Annotated in this window: 20 protein-coding genes; 12 read left to right on the top strand and 8 right to left on the bottom strand. The window is 68.9% G+C overall.

Features of this window, described 5'->3' with window-relative positions:
• Positions 1 to 3: 3 nt before the first annotated feature.
• The 4 genes from K338_RS0101590 to K338_RS0101575 form a co-directional block, all read right to left on the bottom strand.
• Entirely contained in the window at positions 4 to 438 is a 435-nt protein-coding gene (locus K338_RS0101590) for an OsmC family peroxiredoxin (protein ID WP_022916435.1), read from the bottom strand.
• A gap of 124 nt (positions 439 to 562) precedes the next feature.
• Positions 563 to 1,249 (bottom strand): alpha/beta hydrolase, encoded by a 687-nt coding sequence (locus tag K338_RS0101585; protein ID WP_022916434.1) that lies wholly within the window; start codon positions 1,247 to 1,249, stop codon positions 563 to 565.
• Positions 1,250 to 1,322: 73 nt separating this feature from the next.
• Entirely contained in the window at positions 1,323 to 2,045 is a 723-nt protein-coding gene (locus K338_RS24225; protein ID WP_022916433.1) for an alpha/beta fold hydrolase, read from the bottom strand.
• On the bottom strand, positions 2,045 to 2,512 hold the full coding sequence (locus tag K338_RS0101575; protein ID WP_022916432.1) for a helix-turn-helix domain-containing protein: 468 nt from the start codon (positions 2,510 to 2,512) through the stop codon (positions 2,045 to 2,047). Before K338_RS0101575 ends, K338_RS24225 begins: the two co-directional genes overlap by 1 nt.
• A gap of 141 nt (positions 2,513 to 2,653) precedes the next feature.
• Here K338_RS0101575 and uvrB point away from each other — a divergent pair, with 141 nt between their 5' ends.
• Positions 2,654 to 4,738 carry an excinuclease ABC subunit UvrB gene (gene uvrB, locus K338_RS0101570; protein WP_022916431.1) on the top strand — a complete coding sequence of 695 codons (2,085 nt, stop codon included), beginning with the start codon at positions 2,654 to 2,656 and terminating at the stop codon, positions 4,736 to 4,738.
• Positions 4,739 to 4,751: 13 nt separating this feature from the next.
• On the opposite strand, the gene K338_RS19835 is transcribed toward uvrB, so the two are convergent.
• Positions 4,752 to 5,735, bottom strand: coding sequence for an N-acetylglucosamine kinase (locus K338_RS19835; protein WP_022916430.1), 984 nt, complete (start codon positions 5,733 to 5,735; stop codon positions 4,752 to 4,754).
• A 125-nt stretch (positions 5,736 to 5,860) separates the two neighbouring features.
• On the opposite strand from K338_RS19835, the gene K338_RS0101560 reads away from it, so the two are divergent.
• The 8 genes from K338_RS0101560 (at position 5,861) to K338_RS0101525 (ending at position 14,878) form a co-directional block, all read left to right on the top strand.
• Positions 5,861 to 6,721, top strand: a complete 861-nt coding sequence (locus K338_RS0101560; RefSeq protein WP_022916429.1) for a MurR/RpiR family transcriptional regulator — start codon at positions 5,861 to 5,863, stop codon at positions 6,719 to 6,721.
• Between the two features lie 16 nt (positions 6,722 to 6,737).
• A complete protein-coding gene (locus K338_RS0101555) occupies positions 6,738 to 7,493 on the top strand; it encodes a sugar isomerase domain-containing protein (protein ID WP_022916428.1) in 756 nt (251 codons plus the stop codon).
• A gap of 108 nt (positions 7,494 to 7,601) precedes the next feature.
• Positions 7,602 to 9,032: an N-acetylglucosamine/diacetylchitobiose ABC transporter substrate-binding protein gene (gene ngcE, locus K338_RS0101550; RefSeq protein ID WP_022916427.1), complete on the top strand. Its 1,431-nt coding sequence runs from the start codon at positions 7,602 to 7,604 to the stop codon at positions 9,030 to 9,032.
• Between the two features lie 65 nt (positions 9,033 to 9,097).
• A complete protein-coding gene (locus tag K338_RS0101545; RefSeq protein WP_022916426.1) occupies positions 9,098 to 10,006 on the top strand; it encodes a carbohydrate ABC transporter permease in 909 nt (302 codons plus the stop codon).
• The gene (locus K338_RS0101540) at positions 10,006 to 10,893 is read left to right on the top strand and encodes a carbohydrate ABC transporter permease (RefSeq protein WP_022916425.1); all 888 of its coding nucleotides are present in this window, start codon (positions 10,006 to 10,008) and stop codon (positions 10,891 to 10,893) included. Before K338_RS0101545 ends, K338_RS0101540 begins: the two co-directional genes overlap by 1 nt.
• Before the next feature lie 78 nt (positions 10,894 to 10,971).
• Positions 10,972 to 12,570 carry a sodium/proline symporter gene (locus tag K338_RS19830; protein ID WP_022916424.1) on the top strand — a complete coding sequence of 533 codons (1,599 nt, stop codon included), beginning with the start codon at positions 10,972 to 10,974 and terminating at the stop codon, positions 12,568 to 12,570.
• 183 nt (positions 12,571 to 12,753) lie between these two features.
• The gene (locus K338_RS0101530; protein ID WP_022916423.1) at positions 12,754 to 13,770 is read left to right on the top strand and encodes a TerC family protein; all 1,017 of its coding nucleotides are present in this window, start codon (positions 12,754 to 12,756) and stop codon (positions 13,768 to 13,770) included.
• A 139-nt stretch (positions 13,771 to 13,909) separates the two neighbouring features.
• Positions 13,910 to 14,878 (top strand): TerC family protein, encoded by a 969-nt coding sequence (locus tag K338_RS0101525; RefSeq protein ID WP_022916422.1) that lies wholly within the window; start codon positions 13,910 to 13,912, stop codon positions 14,876 to 14,878.
• On the opposite strand, the gene K338_RS0101520 is transcribed toward K338_RS0101525, so the two are convergent.
• The gene (locus tag K338_RS0101520; protein ID WP_022916421.1) at positions 14,875 to 15,171 is read right to left on the bottom strand and encodes a YciI family protein; all 297 of its coding nucleotides are present in this window, start codon (positions 15,169 to 15,171) and stop codon (positions 14,875 to 14,877) included. The two genes, K338_RS0101525 and K338_RS0101520, sit on opposite strands and share 4 nt — an antisense overlap.
• A gap of 29 nt (positions 15,172 to 15,200) precedes the next feature.
• The gene (locus tag K338_RS0101515) at positions 15,201 to 15,899 is read right to left on the bottom strand and encodes an MBL fold metallo-hydrolase (protein WP_022916420.1); all 699 of its coding nucleotides are present in this window, start codon (positions 15,897 to 15,899) and stop codon (positions 15,201 to 15,203) included.
• A gap of 104 nt (positions 15,900 to 16,003) precedes the next feature.
• Between K338_RS0101515 and uvrA the strand changes: the two genes are divergently transcribed.
• Complete coding sequence (gene uvrA, locus K338_RS0101510) at positions 16,004 to 18,982, top strand: excinuclease ABC subunit UvrA (RefSeq protein WP_022916419.1); 2,979 nt, start codon at positions 16,004 to 16,006, stop codon at positions 18,980 to 18,982.
• Positions 18,983 to 18,985: 3 nt separating this feature from the next.
• Here uvrA and K338_RS0101505 read toward each other — a convergent pair whose 3' ends face one another.
• A complete protein-coding gene (locus K338_RS0101505; protein ID WP_022916418.1) occupies positions 18,986 to 19,468 on the bottom strand; it encodes an OsmC family protein in 483 nt (160 codons plus the stop codon).
• Positions 19,469 to 19,501: 33 nt separating this feature from the next.
• Here K338_RS0101505 and uvrC point away from each other — a divergent pair, with 33 nt between their 5' ends.
• Together uvrC and rapZ are read left to right on the top strand one after the other, a co-directional pair.
• Positions 19,502 to 21,493, top strand: coding sequence for an excinuclease ABC subunit UvrC (gene uvrC, locus K338_RS0101500; RefSeq protein ID WP_022916417.1), 1,992 nt, complete (start codon positions 19,502 to 19,504; stop codon positions 21,491 to 21,493).
• Positions 21,494 to 21,497: 4 nt separating this feature from the next.
• Positions 21,498 to 22,448: an RNase adapter RapZ gene (gene rapZ / locus K338_RS0101495; RefSeq protein ID WP_022916416.1), complete on the top strand. Its 951-nt coding sequence runs from the start codon at positions 21,498 to 21,500 to the stop codon at positions 22,446 to 22,448.
• The last annotated feature ends 6 nt before the right edge of the window (positions 22,449 to 22,454 follow it).

The raw sequence follows: 22,454 nt of genomic DNA, 5'->3' as shown, positions 1-22,454 counted from the left end.
GGGCTAGCCCTGCAGCGTGGCGTCCAGCGTGATCGGGGTGGCCTTCAGCGCCGCCGACACCGGGCACCCGTCCTTGGCGCCCTCGGCGATCCGGGCGAAGTCCTCTGCCAAGATGCCTGGCACCGAGGCGACGGTGGTCAGGTGGATGCCGGTGATGCCGGTGCCGGCCACGAACGTCACGTCCGCCGTGGTGTGCACCGACTCCGGCGTGGTGCCGTTCGAGGCGAGCTCGTTGGACAGCGCCATCGAGTAGCAGGCGGCGTGCGCGGCGGCGATCAGCTCCTCCGGGTTCGTGGTGCCCGCACCCGGCTCCGTCCGGGCCTTCCAGTTCACGTCGAACGTGCCGAGGCCGGAGGTGGACAGGGTGGTCTGGCCGGAACCGGAGGTGAGGTCTCCGGACCAGGTGCCGTTGGCGCTGCTGGTGACGGGAGTAGGCATAGCGGTCTCCAACTGTGTCGGGAATCGTGTACCTGTCCTATCCTGCCTGCTGCCGGGCGCCGGTGCATCGTCGGTGCCCTGGCGATGGTCGACGGCGCTGCCCGGCCGGGCAGCGCGCCGCGCCTCAGGAGGGGATCAGGTGGGTGCGCAGGAACGTGGCCACCTCGATCAGCTCCTCGGCGGCCACACCGTGGCCCAGCCCGGCGAACGACCTGGCCGTGAGCGTGGTGTGCCGGTCCAGGAACCGCTCGGTGCGCTCGATGGCGCCCGGACCGATCAGCGGGTCCGCCAGCCCGCGGCCCCAGTACACCGGTGGGGCGATCTGCGCGAGCGCCTCGTCCCCGCCGACCAGGCCCGGCACGGTGAACCCGGACAGCACCACCCCGCAGGCGAACAGCTCCGGGTGGTGCCGCAGCAGATGGGTGACCATCGCCCCACCCTGGGAGAAGCCGAGCAGCCCCACCGGCCCGGAGGTCCGGGTCAGCGCCTGGGTCTCCTCCAGCCAGTGCATCACGCCGGTGGTGGCCGCGTTCGCCAGGTCCAGGTCCGGGTCGCCGGCACGGGCCGGATCGGTGATCGGGAACCACGCGTACCCCGGCCCGGCCGGCAGCGGTGCGCGCAGGCTGGCGACGACCGGACCGGTGGGCAGGTGCTCGGCCAGCGCCATCAGGTCCCGCTCGTGCGAACCGTAGCCGTGCAGCAGCACCAGCAACGGCCGCCCGGTGAGCGCCCCGGGCAGCTCCGAGGTGGGCACGGACCAGATGACGGCAGCAGGGTCGATGGGAAGCTCGGGCGGGTGCACAGTGGACATGACAGGAGTTGTACCGCATCGACCGGTGCGCTGTTGCGGGGGATCAGCCGGTGGTCGGCTGTGCACCCCTCGCTCATCCGCCAGCTGCAGCGCGGATGATACCGGCCATCTCCTGCGGCGCTTCGAGGTGCATGGCATGAGTCGTCGGGAGTGCGGCGATCTGCAGACGGTCGTTCGAGTTCGCGGCCCGTCGCAGGTCCGCGTCCAGACCAGCCCGGAACGCGGCCATGAGTTCGCGGTGCATCCCGGTACCCGGAAGGTCGAGGGTAGAGACGACCATCGTGGTCGGCACCCTCAGCTCTGCCAATGCCGGGACCACGTCGTCCGCGGCCATCGCCGCACCGATCTGCTCGAACATCGTGCGCTGCGCGGGGAACATCGACAGCATGGCATCGAACGACGCCTTCAGCTCGGCCCGCCGGATCGCGGCGTGGTCCGCGGTCAGGCCCCGGTAGTTGGCCAGCGCCGTCACCGGGGACCGGTGGCCGTCGAAGCTCACGACGGCGGGGCAGTCCTGATGGCGCACTCCCCAGTGCACCGCCAGCATCCCACCGAGCGACATGCCCGCCACCACCGGTCGGTCGAGGCCGATCTCTGCGAGTTCGGCGAGGGCCTCAGCGAAGCTCCACTGCGCAGGCGCTGGCGATCCGCCATGGCCGGGTAGGTCCACGGCGACGACGTGGAAGTCGTGGACGAGATGCTCGGCGACGCCCGCCCAATCGCCGCTCGCGCCGCCGGTCCCGTGCAGCAGCAGGAGCTCTCGCCCACTGCCGCCGAAGTCGTGGAGTGCGAGCATCAGCCGGCCACCTCGTGCCCGCTCGGTGCCAGACGCTCCTGTACGGAGGCGGTCAGGATCCGACCATCCTCGTCGGTCCCGAGCTTTCCCCGCCGGACCAGGTCGTGCACTCCCTGGCGACTGATGCCGAGCATCGCTGCAGCCTGGACACCGGACAGCGCCGAGCGTCCCGGGTAACCGATTCGCCGTGCCACGATCTGGCCGAAGGCGCTCTGCCACCACGCGGTCGGTGGCGAGAAGTCGTCACCGTCGAAGAGCGCGGCGAGCAGCCGGCTGGCAGTGCTCATCGCCGCGGCGGGATCGTGACCCAGGAGATCGTGGGCCCATTCTCCGACCTGCGCGGCCACGTGTTCGCGAAGGAGGGTCAGGAGCTCCGGCGAATCGAGCAGGATCTCCAAGGGGTCCACCAACCGACGGTCGACGAGGGTGCAGAGCTCGTCCGCCAGGCCGGTCCGGTCATCACTCATCCGGCCACCATCCACTACTTGACGATCATCGTCAAGTAGTGCTGCATCACCGGAAGGGGACGAGGGGGTGGTTGCCGCCAGCGTGCCGGGCTCGCTTCGCTCACTCCTTCGCTGTCGGTGCCGGCGCGTACCGTAGAACCTATGCGCCCAGTGACAGACCTGCAGCGGACCGTCGCACCGCTCGAGGTGGTCTCCGAGTACCAGCCGGCCGGCGACCAGCCCACCGCCATCGCCGAGCTCACCGCGCGGCTGCAGGCGGGGGAGAAGGACATCGTGCTGCTCGGTGCGACCGGTACCGGGAAGTCCGCCACCACGGCGTGGTTGATCGAGCAGGTGCAGCGGCCCACGCTCGTGATGGCCCCGAACAAGACCCTCGCCGCCCAGCTCGCCAACGAGTTCCGCGAGCTGCTGCCGAACAATGCGGTCGAGTACTTCGTCTCCTACTACGACTACTACCAGCCTGAGGCCTACGTCCCGCAGACGGACACCTACATCGAGAAGGACTCCTCGATCAACGACGAGGTGGAGCGGCTGCGGCACTCCGCCACGAACAGCCTGCTCACCCGGCGGGACGTGGTCGTGGTCGCCTCGGTGTCCTGCATCTACGGTCTGGGCACCCCCCAGGAGTACGTCGACCGGATGGTGCCGCTGCGCGTCGGTGACCAGATCGACCGGGACGACCTGCTCCGCCAGTTCGTCACCATGCAGTACACCCGCAACGACATGGCCTTCACCCGCGGCACGTTCCGCGTGCGCGGGGACACGGTGGAGATCATCCCGGTGTACGAGGAGCTCGCGGTGCGGATCGAGATGTTCGGCGACGAGATCGAGAGCCTGGCCACGTTGCACCCGATCACCGGAGAGGTGCTGCGCTCGGAGGAGGAGATCTTCCTCTTCCCCGCCACGCACTACGTGGCCGGCCCGGAACGCATGGAACGGGCGATCGGCACCATCGAGGACGAGCTCGGTGAGCGACTGGCGGAGCTGGAGCGGGGCAACAAGCTGCTCGAGGCGCAGCGGCTGCGGATGCGCACCACCTACGACATCGAGATGATGCGCGAGATCGGTTCCTGCTCCGGGATCGAGAACTACTCCCGGCACATCGACGGCCGTGACCCGGGTTCGGCACCGAACACCCTGCTGGACTTCTTCCCCGAGGACTTCCTGCTGGTGATCGACGAGTCGCACGTGACCGTGCCGCAGATCGGCGCGATGTACGAGGGGGACATGTCCCGCAAGCGCACCCTGGTGGAGCACGGCTTCCGGCTACCCAGCGCGATGGACAACCGGCCGTTGCGCTGGGAGGAGTTCCTCGAGCGCATCGGCCAGACCGTGTACCTGTCCGCCACCCCCGGCGACTACGAGCTCTCCCAGTCCGACGGGGTGGTGGAGCAGATCATCCGCCCCACCGGCCTGGTCGATCCCGAGGTCGTCGTCAAGCCGACCCAAGGACAGATCGACGACCTGCTCGCCGAGATCACCGAGCGCACCAGCAAGAGCGAACGGGTGCTGGTCACCACCCTGACGAAGAAGATGGCCGAGGACCTCACCGACTACCTGCTGGAGCGCGGGGTGCAGGTGCGCTACCTGCACTCCGAGGTGGACACGCTGCGGCGGGTAGAGCTGCTCCGGGAGCTGCGTACCGGCGCCTTCGACGTCCTGGTCGGGATCAACCTGCTGCGTGAGGGTCTGGACCTGCCGGAAGTATCCCTGGTGAGCATCCTGGACGCGGACAAGGAGGGCTTCCTGCGTTCGGGCACCTCGCTCATCCAGACGATCGGCCGTGCTGCGCGGAACGTCTCTGGTCAGGTGCACATGTATGCCGACTCGGTCACCGCAGCCATGCAGCAGGCGATCGAGGAGACGAACCGGCGCCGGGAGAAGCAGCTCGCCTACAACGCCGAGCACGGCATCGACCCCACCCCGTTGCGCAAGCGGATCGGGGACATCACCGACATGCTCAGCCGGGAGGACGTGGACACCAAGGAGCTGCTCGCCGGTGGGTACCGCCAGCCCGGCAAGAAGGGCGCGGCGCCCACGCCGACCTCCACCCGGGAGAAGCTGGCCGGCGCAGCGGCCAGCGACCTCGCCGAGCTCATCCAGGAGCTGTCCGACCAGATGCACGTCGCCGCCGAGGAGCTGCAGTTCGAGCTCGCGGCCCGGCTGCGGGACGAGATCGCCGACCTGAAGAAGGAGCTGCGGCAGATGACCGAGGCCACCGCCTGACGCTCTGCCGCGGTCAGCTGGTGCGGGCGGCGCCGATCGTGGCGGTCAGCCGGTCGAAGACCGGGCGGTCCACGTCCACCCCGTGCCTGCGCAGAGCGAGGCTCGCGGCACCGACGAGACCGTCATCGGTGAACACGGGGTCGTCGAAGCCGCCGGCCAGTGCGTGCACCCGTTCGGCCATCGTTGGTTGCCGGGTGAGCACGCTACCGGCGAGCACCAACGGACCGGTCAACTGCGGGGTGCGCACCGCACCGAGCGTCGTGGCCAACGCATCTGCCGCCTCGGCAAGGATCCGGTCGGCCGCCGGATCCCCAGTCGCGGCGAACGCCAGCGGGGCCAGAGCGGCCAGCTCTACCGGCCGCCACCGGTACAGCACGTCCACAGCGTCCTGCACGCTGCGGGACCGGCCCTCGATCAGTCCGACCGGGTCCGGATCCAGACCGAGATGCGTGAGCAGCAAGCGACTGAGCGCTGTGGGCGGTGTGCGACCATCCAGGGCGGCCAGGCCGGCCCGGGCCACCTCCCGCCCGATCCAGAACCCCGATCCGGCGTCGCCGAGCAGCCAGCCGATGCCGTCACTGACCAGGTCCACCTCGTTGGCTGCTACGCGCAGCGCGATCGCCCCGGTGCCGGCGACCAGCGCGTAGCCCGCCGGTGCCGGGGAAGCGGAGCAGAACGCCGCGTGCAGGTCCGACTCCAGCTGGAACGTCACCGGCAGCCCCCCGGCGTGGCAGGCCTCGTTCAGCCACCCCGGTTCTGCCAGCACTCGCGCGCCGGCCATCGCCGCGACCGCCCCCGTCACCTCGGTCGGCCGTACGCCGGCAGCCGCGACTGCCTGGAGCGAGGCAGCGAGCACCTGGGCGGCGGCGAGATCGGGCCCGGAGGAGACCGGGTTTCCGCTCCCAGCGCGCCCCAGACCCAGGCAGGTCCCGTCCGCACCGACCAGCACGGCGCGGGTGGAGGTGCCCCCGGCATCCACGCCTAGATAACGCAACATCACGATTTCCCTCGATCGGTTGACGAGAACCTACCGTGAGAATACCTTTCATTCAGATCGACAAAGACGTGAGAGGGATTTTCACCATGGTGGGTGCGCCTCCGGCCTCAGAAGGGGCTCTGCGGGTGACCGAGCGCATCCATGCCAACCTCCCGCTGATGTCCTCGGCGATGGTGAAGATCGCCGAGGTGCTGCTCGATGACCCGTCGGCGCCGCTGGAGCTGTCCATCACCGAGCTCGCCGACCGTGCTGGCACGTCCGCGGCCACCGTCACCCGGTTCTGCCGCCAGCTGGGCTACCCCGGATACGTGCAGTTCCGTGTCGGCGTGGCCACCGACTCCGGCAGAGGAGCCGCCGAGGACGACCGGTGGCGGGCGGAGATGAGCCGCACCCTCGACCCGAAGGACAGCCCCGAGGACGTCTCCCGCACCCTGCTGAACGCCCACATCCGCTCGCTGCGTGCGACCGCGAGCGTGCTGGACCTGGCTGTCTGCGCGCAGGTCGCCGAACAGATGGCGACCGGCACGCACCTGGACATCTACGGCACCGGTGGGAGTGCGGCGATGGCCGAGGAGATGATGAGCCGGCTGTACCGGATCGGGGTGAACGCGCACGCCTGGGGAGATGTGCACGCAGGTCTGGCGAGCGCCTCGATCCTCCCGGAGCGGTCGGTCGCGATCGGCATCTCGCACAGCGGCCGCACCAAGGAGACCATCGAGATGCTGGCCAAGGCGAAGGCCTCCGGTGCTTATACGGTCGCCATCACCAGCTTGGCCACCGCACCCTTGGCCCAGCTCGCGGACGCCTACCTGCTCGCCTCCGTCCCGGACCGGTACCTGCACCCGGCGGACCTGTCCGCCAAGCACGCCCAGCTGTTCGTCCTCGACCTCCTCTACCTGCTCGTCGCCCAGCACGACTACGCCGACACGGTCGCCCGGATCGCGGCGTCCGCGGACGCTGTCGCCGGCCACCGCCGCGCCGACTGAAAGGACAGACACCCCCATGATCACCTCGGCCCCCGAGTTCCTCACCGAGACCACCCGCCGGCTGGGCACGCTCGCTCAGCGTGCCGCCGCGGGGGAGTACGACGAGGCGGTGGACCTGCTCACCACCGCCATCGAGGCAGGCGGCGTGATCCAGGCGTTTGGCACCGGGCACTCCCAGGCGTTCGCGATGGAGGTGGCCGGCCGCGCCGGCGGGCTGATCCCGACCAGCAAGCTCGCCCTGTCCGACCTGGCGCTGCTCGGCGACCGGGACGTGGCCGACCTGCGCGGGTCGGAGCTGGAGCGGGACCCCGGTGTGGTCGACGAGCTGCTCGCCACAGCCCAGATCGCACCGGAGGACGTGTTCGTTATCGCGTCCAACTCCGGGGTGAACGGCTCGGTCGTGGGCCTGGCCCTGGCAGTGGCGGAGCGCGGGCACAAGATCATCGCAGTCACCAGCCTGGAGCACACCCGAGCGGTCAGCGCGAAGCACCCCAGCGGCAAGCGGCTGGCAGACGTGGCCGACGTGGTGATCGACAACCTCGCCCCCTACGGTGACACCACGCTGACGCTCGGCGACGACTACGGCGCCGGTGCGGTGTCGTCACTGACCGCGGCCTACATCGCCCAGGTGCTCACCCTGGGCGTGGTGGAACGGCTGCTCGCCGCGGACAAGGAACCACCGCTGTACATCTCGGCGAACCGGCCAGGAGGTGATGAGCACAACCGTGTACTAGAGGACGCCTACGAAGGCCGCCTTCGCCGTCTGGCGTGACCCCCGTCAGCGGGGACGACCGGGGCCAGCGCCCCACTCTCACCGGCCCACCCGGGCGGTGAACACACCTTCACACAGAATGCCAGCACAGAAAGGGCATCAAGGACGATGACTGACTCACGCATCTCCGCTCCCGACCGACGCACCGTGCTTCGCGGTGCCCTGTACACCGCCGCGGCACTTCCGCTCGGTGTCACCCTCGCTTCCTGCGCCACCGGCGGCGGTGGTGGCGGTGAGGACGAGACCGATGACGGCGGCGACGAGCCCGCTGGTGATGTCGACCCGGACAACCCATTCGGGGTGGAGCCGGACTCGACGGTCGAGACCGTGATCTTCAACGGCGGCTACGGCGTGGACTACGTCGAGTTCGCCGCCGACATCTTCGCCGACCTGCACGGCGGCGAGGCGACCGTGGAGCCGCAGACGGAGATCACGGCGACCATGCAGCCGCGGTTCGTCGCCGGCAACCCCCCGGACCTGATCGACAACTCAGGCGCACAGTCGATGGGTTTCAACGCCATCATGGACCAGATCGAGGACCTCACCGACGTCATCGATGCACCGAACCTGGAGGGCACCACCATCCGGGACACGCTGGTCAGCGAGAACGTCCTCGACTCTGGGGTCTACGACGGCAAGCTGGCTGCGATCAACTACGTCCTCTCCCTGTACGGGATCTGGTACTCCGCCAGCCTGTTCGACGAGCACGGCTGGACCCCGCCCACCACCTGGGAGGAAGCCAAGCAGCTCGGCGCCGCCGCCAAGGACGAGGGCCTGTACCTCTTCGTCTGGGGCAAGGAGGCAGCCACCTACTACCAGACCCTCGCGATCGACTCGGCGATCAAGCAGGGGGGCGACGAGGTCAGGCTCACCCTGGAGAACCTCGAAGAGGACTGCTGGTCGCACGAGGCAATCCAGGCTGTCTTCACCGCGATGAAGGAGATCGTGGACGCGGGCTACTTCAAGCCCGGAGGCTCGGGGACCGAGTTCAAGACGGCCCAGGCGCAGTGGTCCCTGGAGCAGGAGGCGCTGCTGTACCCCTCCGGATCCTGGATCGAGAACGAGATGAAGTCGAACACTGCGGACGACTTCCAGATGACAGGTGTGCCGTCTTTCGTCGTCGACGACTCCTCCGCGATGCCAGTGACCGCCCTGCACTCGGAAGCCGGTGAGCCGTTCATCGTGCCCACCGAGGCGCAGAACGGCGCCGGTGGCAAGGAGATGCTGCGGATCATGCTCTCCCAGGAGGCGGCAGCCAACTTCGCCAAGGAGAAGCTGGCCCCGACCGTCATCGCGGACACCGTCCCGGAGGACGGCTTCGGTTCCACCGCGCTGGTGTCGCAGAGCGAGATGCTGGCCGCTGCCGGCACCGACACCTTCACCCACAAGTTCGTGAACCTCTATGGCCTCAACCAGGCGCAGCTCACGGTGTGGAACAGCTTCCTCGACGGCTCCAAGAGCGTGGAGGAGCTGACCAGTGATCTGCAAGCCATCACCGACGAGGCTCGCGAGACCCAGGAAGTCATCCCAGTCTCGTGACAGCTCCAGTTGTTGGCGCCGGCGCGCCCGGTCCCCGGTCAGGCGGCCGGGCGCGTCGGAGGAGAGTGTGGTCGTTCGACAGCATCAGCTTCTTCCTGGTGTTCCTCGGACTACCGTTGGCGCTGTTCCTGACCTTGGTGATCTGGCCGTTCCTGCAGGCCGCGTTCTACTCCTTCACCAACTGGGGCGGGTTCTCCCAGGAGTTCGACATCGTCGGCTTCGACAACTACGTCCGACTGGTCCAGGACGGGACGTTTCTCACTGCGCTGGTCAACAACGTCAAGCTCGCCATCGTGATCCCGCTCGTCACCTTGGTGATCGCACTGATCTTCGCCACGTTGGTCACAGTTGGAGGACGCGGTATAGGACAGACCGTCGGGGTGAAGAACTCTGGCTTCTACCGGGTGGTGTCCTTCTTCCCCTATGTGATCCCTGCAGTGGTCACTGCCGTGATCTTCATGAAGGTGTTCGACCCGTCTGACGGGCTGCTGAACAGGCTGCTGCCGGCCGCGTTCGAACAGAACTGGCTCGGTAGTGTCAGCACCGCCATGCCCGCCTCGATGGTCGTCATCGTCTGGGCCGGTGTGGGCTTCTACATGCTGCTGTTCATCGCCGCGATCAAGTCGATACCGGCAGAGGTCTACGAAGCGGCACGTCTGGACGGTGCGGGCCGCCTGCGCACGCTGTGGTCGGTCACCCTACCGAGCATCCGCGAAACGGTGCAGACCGCGTGGATCTACATCGGCATCGCGGCCCTGGACGCGTTCGTGTTCATGCACATCCTGAACAACAGCGGCGGACCGGACAACTCCACCCTGGTCATGCCGCAGTACCTGTTCCGGTTGGCGTTCAGCCAGAACCAGTTCGGCTATGCCAGTGCGGTCGGTGTGGCGATGGCCGTGGTGACCCTGGTGTTCGCTGCGCTGGTGTTCACCATCAACCGGCTCAGCGGTGGATCGACGAGGAGTAGCTGATGGCCACACTGTCCGAGACTGTCTCCGAGACAGCACCACCGCAGCGGCGCCCGAAGCGGGCCGACACGCCCGTCGCAGTGGGGTCTCACGTGGTGCTGATCATCTGGTCGCTGGTGGTCATCGGGCCGCTGGTCTGGGTCTTCATCTCCTCGTTCAAGACCGATCGGGAGATCGTCTCCGGCGACCCGCTGGCGCTGCCGCAGCAGTGGAACCTCGACAACTTCATCAAAGCCCTCACCGAGGGACAGCTCGGCCGAGCGATGATCAACACAGTCCTCGTGGTCGGTGCTGCGCTGGTGCTGGTGATGCTGCTCGGTGCGATGTGCGCCTACGTGCTCGCCCGGTTCGAGTTCTTCGGCCGCCGGGCGATCTACTACCTGATGCTCGCCGGGCTGACGTTCCCGGTGTTCCTGGCGATCGTGCCGCTGTTCTTCGTGCTGCAGAACCTGGGCGTGCTGAACACGTTGCCGGGGCTGACCCTCACCTACGTCGCGTTCGCGCTGCCGTTCACCGTGTTCTTCCTGTACTCGTTCTTCCAGGGGCTGCCCGGGGAGATCTCCGAGGCCGCCGCGATCGACGGTGCCGGCAGGTGGCGGACGTTCTTCTCGGTGATGCTGCCGATGGCCACCAGCGGGATGGCGTCGGTCGCGATCTTCAACTTCCTCGGACTGTGGAACCAGTACCTGCTGCCGGTGGCGCTGAACACCAGCCGAGAGAACTGGGTGCTGTCCCAGGCGGTGGCCTCGTTCGTGTCGCAGGCGGGTTACCAGAGCAGGCAGGGGCAGCTGTTCGCCGCTGTGGTGATCACCATCATCCCGGTGCTGATCGCCTACATCCTGTTCCAGCGCCAGCTTCAGGGATCGGTGAGCCAGGGCACGATGAAGTAGCAGGGTGGCAGGAGCAGTCCCGCCGCGCCCGGGTGGACCGAGCAGACACGGGCCGCCCGGGCACGGCATGATGTCCGGATGAGCGACGAGACCACTGTCTGGATGGCCATCGCCCTCTTCCTCATCGCGGTCCTCGCCCTCGGCTATTCCGGGGTCAGCAGCACCCGCACCCTGCCCGGCTACCAGCTCGCGAACCGGAGGCTGGCCGGCAGCGTGGCTGGTCTGAGCGCAGGTGGCTCAGATGCCTCCTGGTGGCTGGTGCTGCTGCTGCCGGCCGCCGCCTATGCCTCCGGGCTGCAGGCCGCCTGGATCCCGATCGGGCTGCTCCTGGGCGCCTGGTTCGCCTGGACCTACGTGGCGCCTCGGCTGCGCAGCTATGCCCCGGTCGCCGGGGAGGCGATCACCCTGCCGACCTTCATCGGCCGGCGCACCCACGACCGCTCGCACCTGCTGCGGGCCGTCGCGGCGCTGCTCATCCTCGTCCTCCTCACCGTCTATCTCGCCGCCGGACTGCAGATCGGTGGCGCCTTCTTCGCCGCTTCCTTCGGTACCGGCGACCTGCTCGGGCTGCTGGCAGTAGCGGCCGTCATTACCGTCGCCGTGCTCTTCGGTGGCTTCCGCGGGGTGGCGAACCTGCACGTGCTGCTGGCACTGCTGGTCGCCGGTGCGCTGGTCCTCGTCGGAACCCGGGCGGTGGACGAGCTCGGTGGCTGGGATACGACCACCCAGCTGGTGACCAGCGTGCACCCCGGCGCAATGTCGCTCGCCGCAGGCGGGGTAGGCGCCGGTCTGCTCACCGCGCTCGCCTGGGCGCTAGGGTACGTCGGTCAACCGCACCTGCTGGTACGGATGATGGCGCTGCGCTCACCACGGGCCGCCCGTGCGGCGCGCCGCACCGTGCTCCTCTGGATGGTGGTCGCGTTCGCCGGTGCGGTCCTCGTCGGCCTGACCACGCTCGCCTACTTCGAGCAGAGCTGGCGACCGCTGAACCGCCCGGAGGACGGTGTCGCCCGGCTCGCCGAGCTGCTGTTCTCACCGTTCTTCGGGGCGGTGCTGACCACAGGTGTGCTGGCCGCCATCATGGGCACTGTGGCCAGCCAGCTGCTGCTGTGCTCCTCCGCGCTGGTGGAGGACCTGTATCGGCTCGCCACCCGCAGCCAGGTTCCGCACCGCCGGCACGTAGCGCTGAGCCGGCTCGCGGTGCTGGTCGTGGCCGCCAGCGCCACGTGGCTCGCGCACCGCGGCCTGCTCCCGGCGCTCGACCTGGTGACCCTCGCTTGGGCCGGGTTCGCCGTGGCGTTCGCACCCATCGTGCTGCTCACCCTGTTCTGGCGGGGAACCACCAGCTGGGGTGCGCTGGCCGGACTGGCCAGCGGCGTCGTGAGCATCCTGCTGTGGGTTCGCACCGGGATCGACCAGGCGCTGCACGAGCTGGTGCCCGCATTCGCCCTCACGCTCCTGATCGTCGTGCTGGTCAGCCGCCTCACCCAGGGCGCCGGTGACCAGGTGGCTACCGAGTTCGCGGAGATGACCGACCGGCTGCCCCGCCCCGGGCTGCTCAGTCGGGCAGGCACTCGGCTGGCTGCTCGCGCCGCCACCACGCTGAGCGCCGCTGCGGCTGCAGCGTTCCCCGCTCCGAGCACGGAGGCGGGGGCAGACCACGAACCGACACGCTGAGTGTGACCAGCCCGACCCGCGACAGGTGCGGATCAGGGCTAGACTCGCCCGCAGTGGAGGGGAGTACCCCACAAGCGATGGTGTCGTCACCACAGTCTGCCCAGCAGCAGGCTCGGTGCCATCGGCCCGGTGCCCGGGTGGGGGAGACCTCCGGTGTCCGTCGTACTCACCGGAGGTCAGTAGTTGCACGTCGAACCCTGGGCATGGATCCTGCTGGTCGCACTCATCGTCACGATGTTGTCGATCGACTTCTTCGGCCACATCCGCAAGGCCCATGAACCGGGGCTGAAAGAAGCCTCCCTCTGGTCGGTCTCCTACGTCAGCGTGGCGTTGCTGTTCGGGCTGGTCGTGCTCTGGGAGTGGGGCGGGGACTTCGCCGTCCAGTACTACTCCGGGTACATCACGGAGCTCTCCCTCTCCGTGGACAACCTGTTCGTGTTCGTGCTGATCATGACCAGCTTCCGGGTGCCCCGGAAGTACCAGCAGAAGGTGCTGCTGGTCGGCATCATCATCGCCTTGGCGCTGCGCACGGTGTTCATCCTGGCCGGCGCCACGGTGGTGAACCACTTCTCCTTCGTGTTCTACATCTTCGGCGCATTCCTGATCTACACCGCCATCACCCAGCTGAAGAGCAACGACGACGAGGAAGGCTCCGGCGACAACCTGGCGGTGCGGCTCACCCGAAAGGTGTTCCCGACCACGGAGGGGTACGTCGACGACCACCTCACCACGCGGGTGGACGGGCGGCGGCACGTGACCCCGATGCTGATCGTGATGATCGCCATCGGCAGCGCGGACCTGCTGTTCGCCGTGGACTCCATCCCGGCGATCTTCGGACTCACCCAAGAGGTCTTCCTCATCTTCGCCGCCAACGCCTTCTCCCTGATGGGGCTGCGGCAGATGTTCTTCGTCATCGACGGGCTGCTGGACAAGCTGGTCTACCTGAACTACGGACTGGCCGGGATCCTGGCGTTCATCGGCAGCAAGCTCGTGCTGCACGCGCTGCACGAGAACGAGCTGGGCTTCATCAACGGCGGCCAGCCGTGGGAGGTCATCCCGGAGCCGACGACGGTCGTGTCCCTGGTCGCGATCGTCGGCATCCTCCTGGTCACCACGGTCACCTCGCTGACCTTCGGCAAGAAGCGGGCTGCCGGTGCTGCCGCCTCCGCCGAGGCCCCGGAACGGAGCCTGCACCGCTAGACTCATCGCCTGGAGGGGAGTACCCCATCGACGCGGACGCCGTCATCTCAGCCCGGTACGGTGCGGGCTCGGCGCCTGCGGCCCGGTTCCCGGGCGGGGGAGACCTCCGGTGTCATCTGCTCTCACCGGAGGTCTCCTGATGGATGTTCCCGCCTGGGCCTGGGCCGCCACGATCGGCGTGATCGTGGTGCTGCTCGCGATCGACTTCTTCGGCCACGCGCGCAAGGCGCACGCCCCCTCGCTGCGCGAGGCCGGGCTGTGGTCGCTGGCCTACGTCGTGGTCGCTCTGCTGTTCGGCGTGGCCGTCTGGGTGACCGGCGGTCAGGACCTCGGCGTGCAGTACTTCGCCGGGTACATCACCGAGAAGTCCCTGTCCGTGGACAACCTGTTCGTGTTCGTGCTCATCTTCAGCAGCTTCCGCGTGCCGCGGGAGTACCAGCAGAAGGTGCTGCTGATCGGCATCGTCATCGCGTTGGTGCTGCGGGCAGCGTTCATCGCCGTCGGCGCGGCGGCGATCAACCAGTTCAGCGCAGTGTTCTACCTGTTCGGCGCGTTCCTGCTGTACACGGCGGCCAGCCAGCTACGGACGAAGGACGACGAGGGCGCCGAGGAGAACGTGGCGGTCCGGGTCGCGCGGCGGCTGTTCCCGACCACCGAGGACTTCGTCGGCGACCGGTTGCTGCACAAGCAGGCCGGCCGGTGGCACGTGACCCCGATGATGGTGGTGATCATCGCGATCGGCAGCGCCGACGTGCTCTTCGCCGTGGACTCGATCCCAGCGATCTTCGGGCTCACCCAGGATCCGTTCCTGGTGTTCGCAGCGAACGCGTTCTCCCTGCTCGGGCTGCTGCAGCTGTACTTCCTCATCGACGGGCTGCTGGACCGGTTGGTCTACCTGCACTACGGGCTGGCCGCGATCCTGGCGTTCATCGGTGCCAAGCTGGTGATCCATGCGCTGCACACCAACGAGCTCCCGTTCATCAACGGCGGCGAGCCCTGGGAGGCCATCCCGGAACCGGGGACGCTGATGTCCCTCGGCGTGATCATCGGCGTGCTGGCGATCACCACGGTCCTGTCGCTGACCGTGGGCCGGCGTTCGCGGGACTAGCCGGCGTCGGCCGTGAACGGCCCGATCACCGGGTTCCACCGGCGGACGGTGCGGCGGGTGATCAGCCCCTCGCGGTGGAACGGGTCGGCGTCGAGCAGGCTCTCGACGGCCGCGGTGTCGTCGGCCACGACCAGCAGCAGCGCACCGGGCGCCGCACCGACCCACGGGCCGGAGGCGAGCAGCCGGCCCTGGTCGAGCAGGTCGCGCAGGAACGCGCGGTGCTCCGGCCGGACCTGGTCGGCCTCCTCGCTGCGGTCGGCATCGTAGGTGTACTCGACGGCGAAGGTGCTCATGGTCAGGCAGGGTACTCCCGCCCTCGTGGTCACCAGCCGCGGGCTCGCCAGTCGGACAGCGCCGGCCGTTCGGTGCCGAGCGTGGTGTTGTCCCCGTGGCCCGGCAGCACCACCGCGTCGTCGGAGTAGCTGTTGAAGATCCGCTCGGTCACGTCCGCCAGCAGCTGCTGGAAGTCGGCGGCCGACCCGGTCTTGCCCACGCCCCCTGGGAACAGGCTGTCGCCGGTGAACAGCAGGGGAGGGACGCCGTCGACGACGAGAGCGAGCGCCACGGACCCAGGTGTGTGCCCACGCAGGCCGACCACGTCCAACGACAGCTCGCCGACCATGATCGTGTCCCCGTGCGAGAGCCGGCGGTCGGCCGGCACGGGCAGGTGGTCGGCATCCGGTGCGCCGGCCAGGACGGGCGCACCGGTGGCGCTGGTGAGCGCGGCCAGCGCATGGGTGTGGTCGGGGTGCCGGTGGGTGGTGAGGATGCCGACCAGCGTGCCGGTGGCGGCCTCGGTCGCGAGCAGCTCCTGCAACCGCGCTGGGTCGTCGGCGGCATCCACGAGCAGGTGGTCACCGGTGGCAGGGTCGACGATCAGGTATGCGTTGTTGTCCATGGCGGAGAGGCTCGCCTTGTGCACCTCCGCGTCGGCGCTGCGCCAGACGATCGCCGGGCCGCCGCGCTCCACGTGCCCGGGAACGAAGGGGGTGCCAGTGCTGTCAGGACGGTTCGTGGTCATGGCAGCAGGCTCTCACCGATTCGCGTCGAGCTCACCTCCTGACGATGCGCTGTGACCGAGCACGCACCTCGAACGCTTGTACTATGTCGGTCGGTCGTTCTACCATGGCACGCGTGAGTGACTCCCTCCTGGTTCGCGGCGCGCGCGAGCACAACCTCCAAGACGTCGACGTCGACCTCCCCCGGAACCGGTTGATCGTGTTCACCGGGTTGTCCGGCTCCGGGAAGTCGTCGCTGGCGTTCGACACGATCTTCGCCGAGGGGCAGCGCCGGTACGTGGAGTCGCTGTCCGCCTATGCGCGGCAGTTCCTCGGTCAGATGGACAAACCGGACGTCGACTTCATCGAGGGGCTCTCCCCGGCAGTGTCCATCGACCAGAAGTCCACGAACCGCAACCCGCGCTCGACCGTCGGCACGATCACCGAGGTGTACGACTACCTGCGGCTGCTGTACTCCCGCGCCGGCACGCAGCACTGCCCGGTGTGCGGCGAGCAGGTAGTGGCGCAGACCCCGCAGCAGATCGTCGACCGGTTGCGGGAGATGCCGGAGGGCACCCGGTTCCAGGTGCTCGCCCCGGTGGTGCGCGGGCGCAAGGGGGAGTACTCCGAGCTGTTCCGCGAGCTGCAGTCCCGTGGCTTCGCCCGCGCCATGGTCGACGGAGAGCTCATCCAGCTCGCCGAGCCACCGGTGCTGGAGAAGAAGCTCAAGCACACCATCGACGTGGTGGTGGACCGACTGGTCGTGCGCCCGACCATCCGGCAGCGGCTCACCGACTCGGTGGAGACCGCTCTGGGCCTCGCCGACGGTCTGGTCGTGGCCGACTTCGTGGACCTGGGACCAGACGACCCCGGCCGGCAGCGGCGGTTCTCCCAGAAGCGTGCCTGCCCGAACGACCACCCGCTCAGCCTGGAGGAGATGGAACCGCGCACCTTCTCCTTCAACGCCCCCTACGGCGCCTGCCCGGAGTGCACCGGGATCGGTACCCGGCTGGAGGTGGACCCCGACCTGGTCGTCCCGGACGAGGAGCTCACCCTCGCCGAGGGGGCGGTGGCACCGTGGGCCAGCGCGAGCTCGCAGTACTTCGACCGCATCCTCACCGCCCTCGGCGAGGACCTGGGCTTCTCCGTGGACGTGCCGTGGCGGGCGCTGCCCAAGCGCGCCAAGGACGCGGTGCTCTACGGCAAGGACCACAAGGTGCACGTGCGGTACCGGAACCGGTGGGGCCGGGAACGGTCCTACTCCACCGGGTTCGAAGGAGTGATCGCCTTCCTGGAGCGGCGGCACCACGAGACCGAGTCCGAGTGGTCCCGGGACAAGTACGAGGAGTACATGCGGCAGGTGCCGTGCCCTGTCTGCCAGGGAGCCCGGCTCAAGCCCGAGGTGCTCGCCGTGACCGTGGGGGGCAAGTCGATCGCACAGCTGTGCGACCTGTCCATCCGGGAGGCCAAAGCGTTCCTCGACGGTCTGCAGCTGGGGGAGCGGGAGGCGGCGATCGCCGCGCAGGTGCTCAAGGAGATCCACGCCCGGCTCGGCTTCCTCCTCGATGTGGGCCTGGACTACCTGAGCATGTCCCGGCCTGCGGCCACGCTCTCCGGTGGGGAGGCGCAACGGATCCGGTTGGCCACCCAGATCGGGTCCGGGCTGGTCGGGGTGCTGTACGTGCTGGACGAGCCGAGCATCGGCCTGCACCAGCGGGACAACCGTCGTCTCATCGAGACCCTGACCCGGTTGCGGGACCTGGGCAACACGCTGATCGTCGTCGAGCACGACGAAGACACCATCCGCACCGCTGACTGGATCGTGGACATCGGCCCCGGTGCGGGTGAGCAGGGCGGGCACATCGTGCACTCCGGTGACTATGCCGGGCTGCTCGAGGCGCCAGACTCCCTCACCGGGGCGTACCTGGCCGGGCGGCGCACCATCCCCGTCCCCACGCAGCGTCGCACACCGGACCCCGACCGGTGGGTGCAGGTGCACGGGGCGATCGAGAACAACCTGCGCGCCATCGACGTGTCCTTCCCGCTCGGCACGCTCACCGCGGTGACCGGAGTCTCCGGCTCCGGCAAGTCCACGCTGGTCAACGCGATCCTCTACAACGTGCTCGCCAACGAGCTGAACGGGGCCCGGCACGTACCCGGTCGGCACAAGCGGGTCACCGGTCTGGACGACCTGGAGAAGGTCGTGCACGTGGACCAGAGCCCGATCGGGCGCACGCCACGGTCCAACCCCGCCACCTACACCGGGGTGTGGGACCACATGCGCCGCCTGTTCGCCGAGACGACCGAGGCGAAGGTCCGCGGCTACACCCCGGGCCGGTTCTCCTTCAACGTCAAAGGTGGTCGGTGCGAGGCCTGCCACGGCGACGGCACCCTGAAGATCGAGATGAACTTCCTGCCGGACGTGTACGTGCCCTGCGAGGTCTGCCACGGCGCCCGGTACAACCGGGAGACCCTCGAGGTGCACTACAAGGGCAAGACGGTCGCCGAGGTGCTGGACATGCCGATCGCCGAGGCTGCCGAGTTCTTCGCCGCCGTCCCGGCGATCGCCCGACACCTCCGTACGCTGGTCGACGTCGGGCTGGGATACGTACGACTCGGTCAGCCGGCCCCCACCCTCTCCGGTGGTGAGGCGCAACGCGTCAAGCTGGCCGCCGAACTGCAGAAGCGGTCCAGCGGGCGCACCGTCTACATGCTCGACGAACCCACCACCGGGCTGCACTTCGAGGACATCCGCAAGCTGATGGACGTGCTCCAGGGCTTGGTGGAGAAGGGCAACACGGTGATCATCATCGAGCACAACCTGGACGTCATCAAGAACGCGGACTGGGTGATCGACATGGGCCCTGAAGGGGGTTCTGGCGGCGGTATGGTCGTCGGCGAGGGCACTCCGGAGGACCTGGCCACGGTGGAGGCCTCGCACACCGGACACTTCCTCGCCGAGATCCTCGGGCCCGACGCGCGCCCGGAGCTGCGGCCGGTCACGGAGGTCGCGGCTCTCGCTCGACCCAAGGCCCGCTCCGCCCGCCGCAAGGCAGCCGCAGCCAAGGGCAAGTCCCGACGGCAGAAGTCCGCGGCGTCTGCCTGAGTGCTACGCCCGCGCCGCTACCTGCGTGGTCAGCGGGGCGTGCCGCACCGGGAAGTTCACCGACCGGGCGATGAAACAGTGGTCGTGCGCCTGCTGGTGCAGGTCGGCGATCACGTCCTCGGCCACCGGTTCGGCGACCTGCACCTTCGGGTGCAGCACCACCTCGGTGAACTGGCCCGCACCGGCGACCTCTACCCGCATCGTGCCGGTGGCCCGGTCGGTGTACCCCGTCACCACCACCCCCGCCATCGCTGCCTTGTGCAGGAACCAGAGCAGGTGGCACTGCGCCAGCGCCGCCACGAACAGGTCCTCGGGGGAATACCGGTCCACATCGCCCCGGAACGCCACGTCGGCCGAGCCCGGTAGTGGCGGCTTGCCCTCGATGCGGACCACGTGGTCCCGCCCGTAGGAGGTGTAGGACTCCGTGCCGCGATCCCCGGCGCCGGTCCAGTCCACGACGACTGAATACGAGTGAAGGGGTCCCATCCCCACACGCTAGCGCGAACTACCCTGGAAGGCATGGCCGACCCGAGCACCTACCGCCCCAAGCCGGGCGAGATCCCCACCGACCCGGGGGTCTACCGGTTCCGGGACGCCCACGGCCGGGTCATCTACGTCGGCAAGGCGAAGAACCTGCGCGCCCGGTTGTCCAGCTACTTCCAGAACGTGGCTGGCCTGCACCCGCGCACCCAGCAGATGGTCACCACAGCAGCGAGCGTGGAGTGGACCGTGGTCGCCACCGAGGTGGAGTCCCTGGCGCTGGAGTATTCCTGGATCAAGACCTACGACCCGCGGTTCAACGTGAAGTACCGCGACGACAAGTCTTACCCGTACCTGGCCGTCACGATGAGCGAGGAGGTCCCCCGGGTGCTGGTCACCCGCGGCGCCAAGCGCAAGGGCAACCGCTACTTCGGCCCCTACTCCCACGCCTGGGCGATCCGGGAGACCGTCGACCTGCTGCTCCGGGTGTTCCCGATCCGGTCCTGCTCCAAGGGGGTGTACAACCGGGCCCAGCAGTCCGGCCGCCCCTGCCTGCTCGGCTACATCGACAAGTGTGCCGCCCCGTGCGTGGACCGGATCTCCGTGGCGGACCACCGGGCGATGGCCGAGGAGCTCTGCGACTTCATGGCCGGGCAGACCGGACCCTACGTGCGCCGCCTGGAGCGGGAGATGAAGCAGGCCTCGGCCGAGCTGGACTTCGAGCGTGCCGCCCGGTTGCGCGACGACCTGGCCGCGCTGACCAAGGTCGTGGAGAAGAACGCTGTGGTGCTCCCCGACGGTACGAACGCCGATGTGTTCGCGATGGCCGCCGACGAGCTGGAGGCCTCGATGCAGGTGTTCCACGTGCGCGACGGCCGGATCCGCGGCCAGCGCGGCTGGGTCACCGAACGCGTCGAGGCGGTCACCGAGGCAGAGCTGGTGGAACGCCTGCTGGAGCAGGTCTACGGCGATCTCGCCGAAGGTGCCGACAGTGCGCACACAGTGCCCCGGGAGATCATCGTGCCGGTGCTGCCGGAGAACCTGGAGCAGATCAGCGCCTGGCTGCGCGGCATCCGGGGCGCGAAGGTGCGCATCCACGTGGCTCAGCGTGGGGACAAGCGCGCCCTGGCGCAGACGGTGGCGCAGAACGCCGAGCACGCGCTCGCGCTGCACAAGACCCGCCGCGCCGGTGACCTCACCGCCCGGTCCCAGGCCCTGGCTGAGCTGACCGAGTACCTCGGGCTGCCGGAGTCGCCGCTGCGCATCGAGTGCTACGACATCTCCCACACGCAGGGCACCGAGCAGGTCGGGTCCATGGTGGTGTTCGAGGACGGGCTGCCCCGCAAGAGCGAGTACCGGCACTTCGTGGTCCGTGGCGAGGACGGTGAGGGCGCCCGGGACGACACCGAGGCGATGAACGAGGTGCTCACCCGCCGGTTCCGCCGCTATCTCGCCGAGCGGGCCGGGGCTGCCAGTGCCGACATCGACGCTGCGGAGGACGGAGAGCGGGTGAGCGGTAGCGCTGTCCCCACGGCAGTGGCGGAGAAGCGCCGGTTCGCCTACCCGCCGCAGCTGGTGGTGGTCGACGGCGGAGCCCCCCAGGTCGCCGCGGCTCACCTTGCGCTGGGGGAGCTGGGCATCACGGATGTGTCCGTGGTCGGCCTGGCCAAGCGGCTCGAGGAGGTCTGGTTGCCGGGGGAGGAGTTCCCGGTGGTGCTGCCGCGCAGCAGCGACGGGCTGTTCCTGCTGCAGCGGTTGCGGGACGAGGCGCACCGGTTCGCGATCACCCACCACCGCAAGCGACGCGGGAAGGGGATGACCCGGTCGGCGCTGGACGCCGTCCCCGGACTGGGGCCGAAACGGCAGGCGGCGCTGCTGCGGCAGTTCGGCTCGGTCCGGGCGCTCACCCAGGCGGACGTGACCGAGATCGCGCAGGTGCCCGGGATCGGGCCGGCGCTGGCGGCGACGATCTCTGCTGCGCTGCGCACTCCCACAGCTGCCGACACGCCGGCGCAGGACGTGCCATCCTGAGTCCATGAGCGAGGAGACTCGGCCCGAGCCGCCCCCGACCGTCCCCCAAGGCATCCCGCTGCTCGACGAGACCGCACCGCCGCCCAGCGACGACCGCCCCGAGGTGATCATCATCACCGGGATGTCCGGGGCGGGCCGGTCCCGCACCGCGGCGGTGCTCGAGGACCTCGACTGGTACGTGGTGGACAACCTGCCGCCGCGGATGCTGCTCGCGTTGGCCGGGATGATGACGCAGACCGACGGCGGTGTGCGCCGGCTGGCCGCGGTGGTGGACGTGCGCTCCCGGGAGTTCTTCGCCGACCTGGTGCAGGTGCTCGACGACCTGCGCAGCGCCCGCCTGGACTACCGGATCGTGTTCCTGGACGCCTCCGACGAGGCGCTGGTGCGCCGGTTCGAGCAGGTGCGCCGCCCGCACCCGCTGCAGGGTGATGGTCGCATGCTGGACGGCATCGCCGAGGAGCGCCGCCTGCTCGCCCACCTGCGGTCCCGGGCAGACGTCACCCTGGACACCAGTGAGCTGTCCGTGCACGACCTCGCCCGGGCGGTGCGTGACACGGTGGCCACCGAGGCCGAGGCGGCGCCGCTACGGATCACGACCGTCTCCTTCGGCTTCAAGTACGGGCTGCCGTTGGATGCCGACCACGTGGTGGACGTGCGGTTCCTGAAGAACCCGTACTGGGTGACCGAGCTGCGGCACCTGACCGGCAAGGACGAACCGGTGCGCGACTACGTGCTCAACCTGCAGGGCGCCGAGGACTTCGTCGACGCGTACGTGGCCGCGATCAACCCGGTCCTGGACGGCTACCTGGCGGAGCAGAAGCCGTATGTGACCCTCGCGGTCGGTTGCACCGGTGGCAAGCACCGTTCGGTGGCGATCTCCGAGGCGATCGCCACCCGGCTGCGGGCCGAAGGCCGCACAGTGCGCACCGTCCACCGGGACCTGGGGCGAGAATGAGGATCG

The organism is Ruania albidiflava DSM 18029 (assembly GCF_000421225.1).
Classification (GTDB): Bacteria; Actinomycetota; Actinomycetes; order Actinomycetales; family Beutenbergiaceae; genus Ruania; species Ruania albidiflava.
This window is presented reverse-complemented; position numbering and strand designations above follow the sequence as displayed.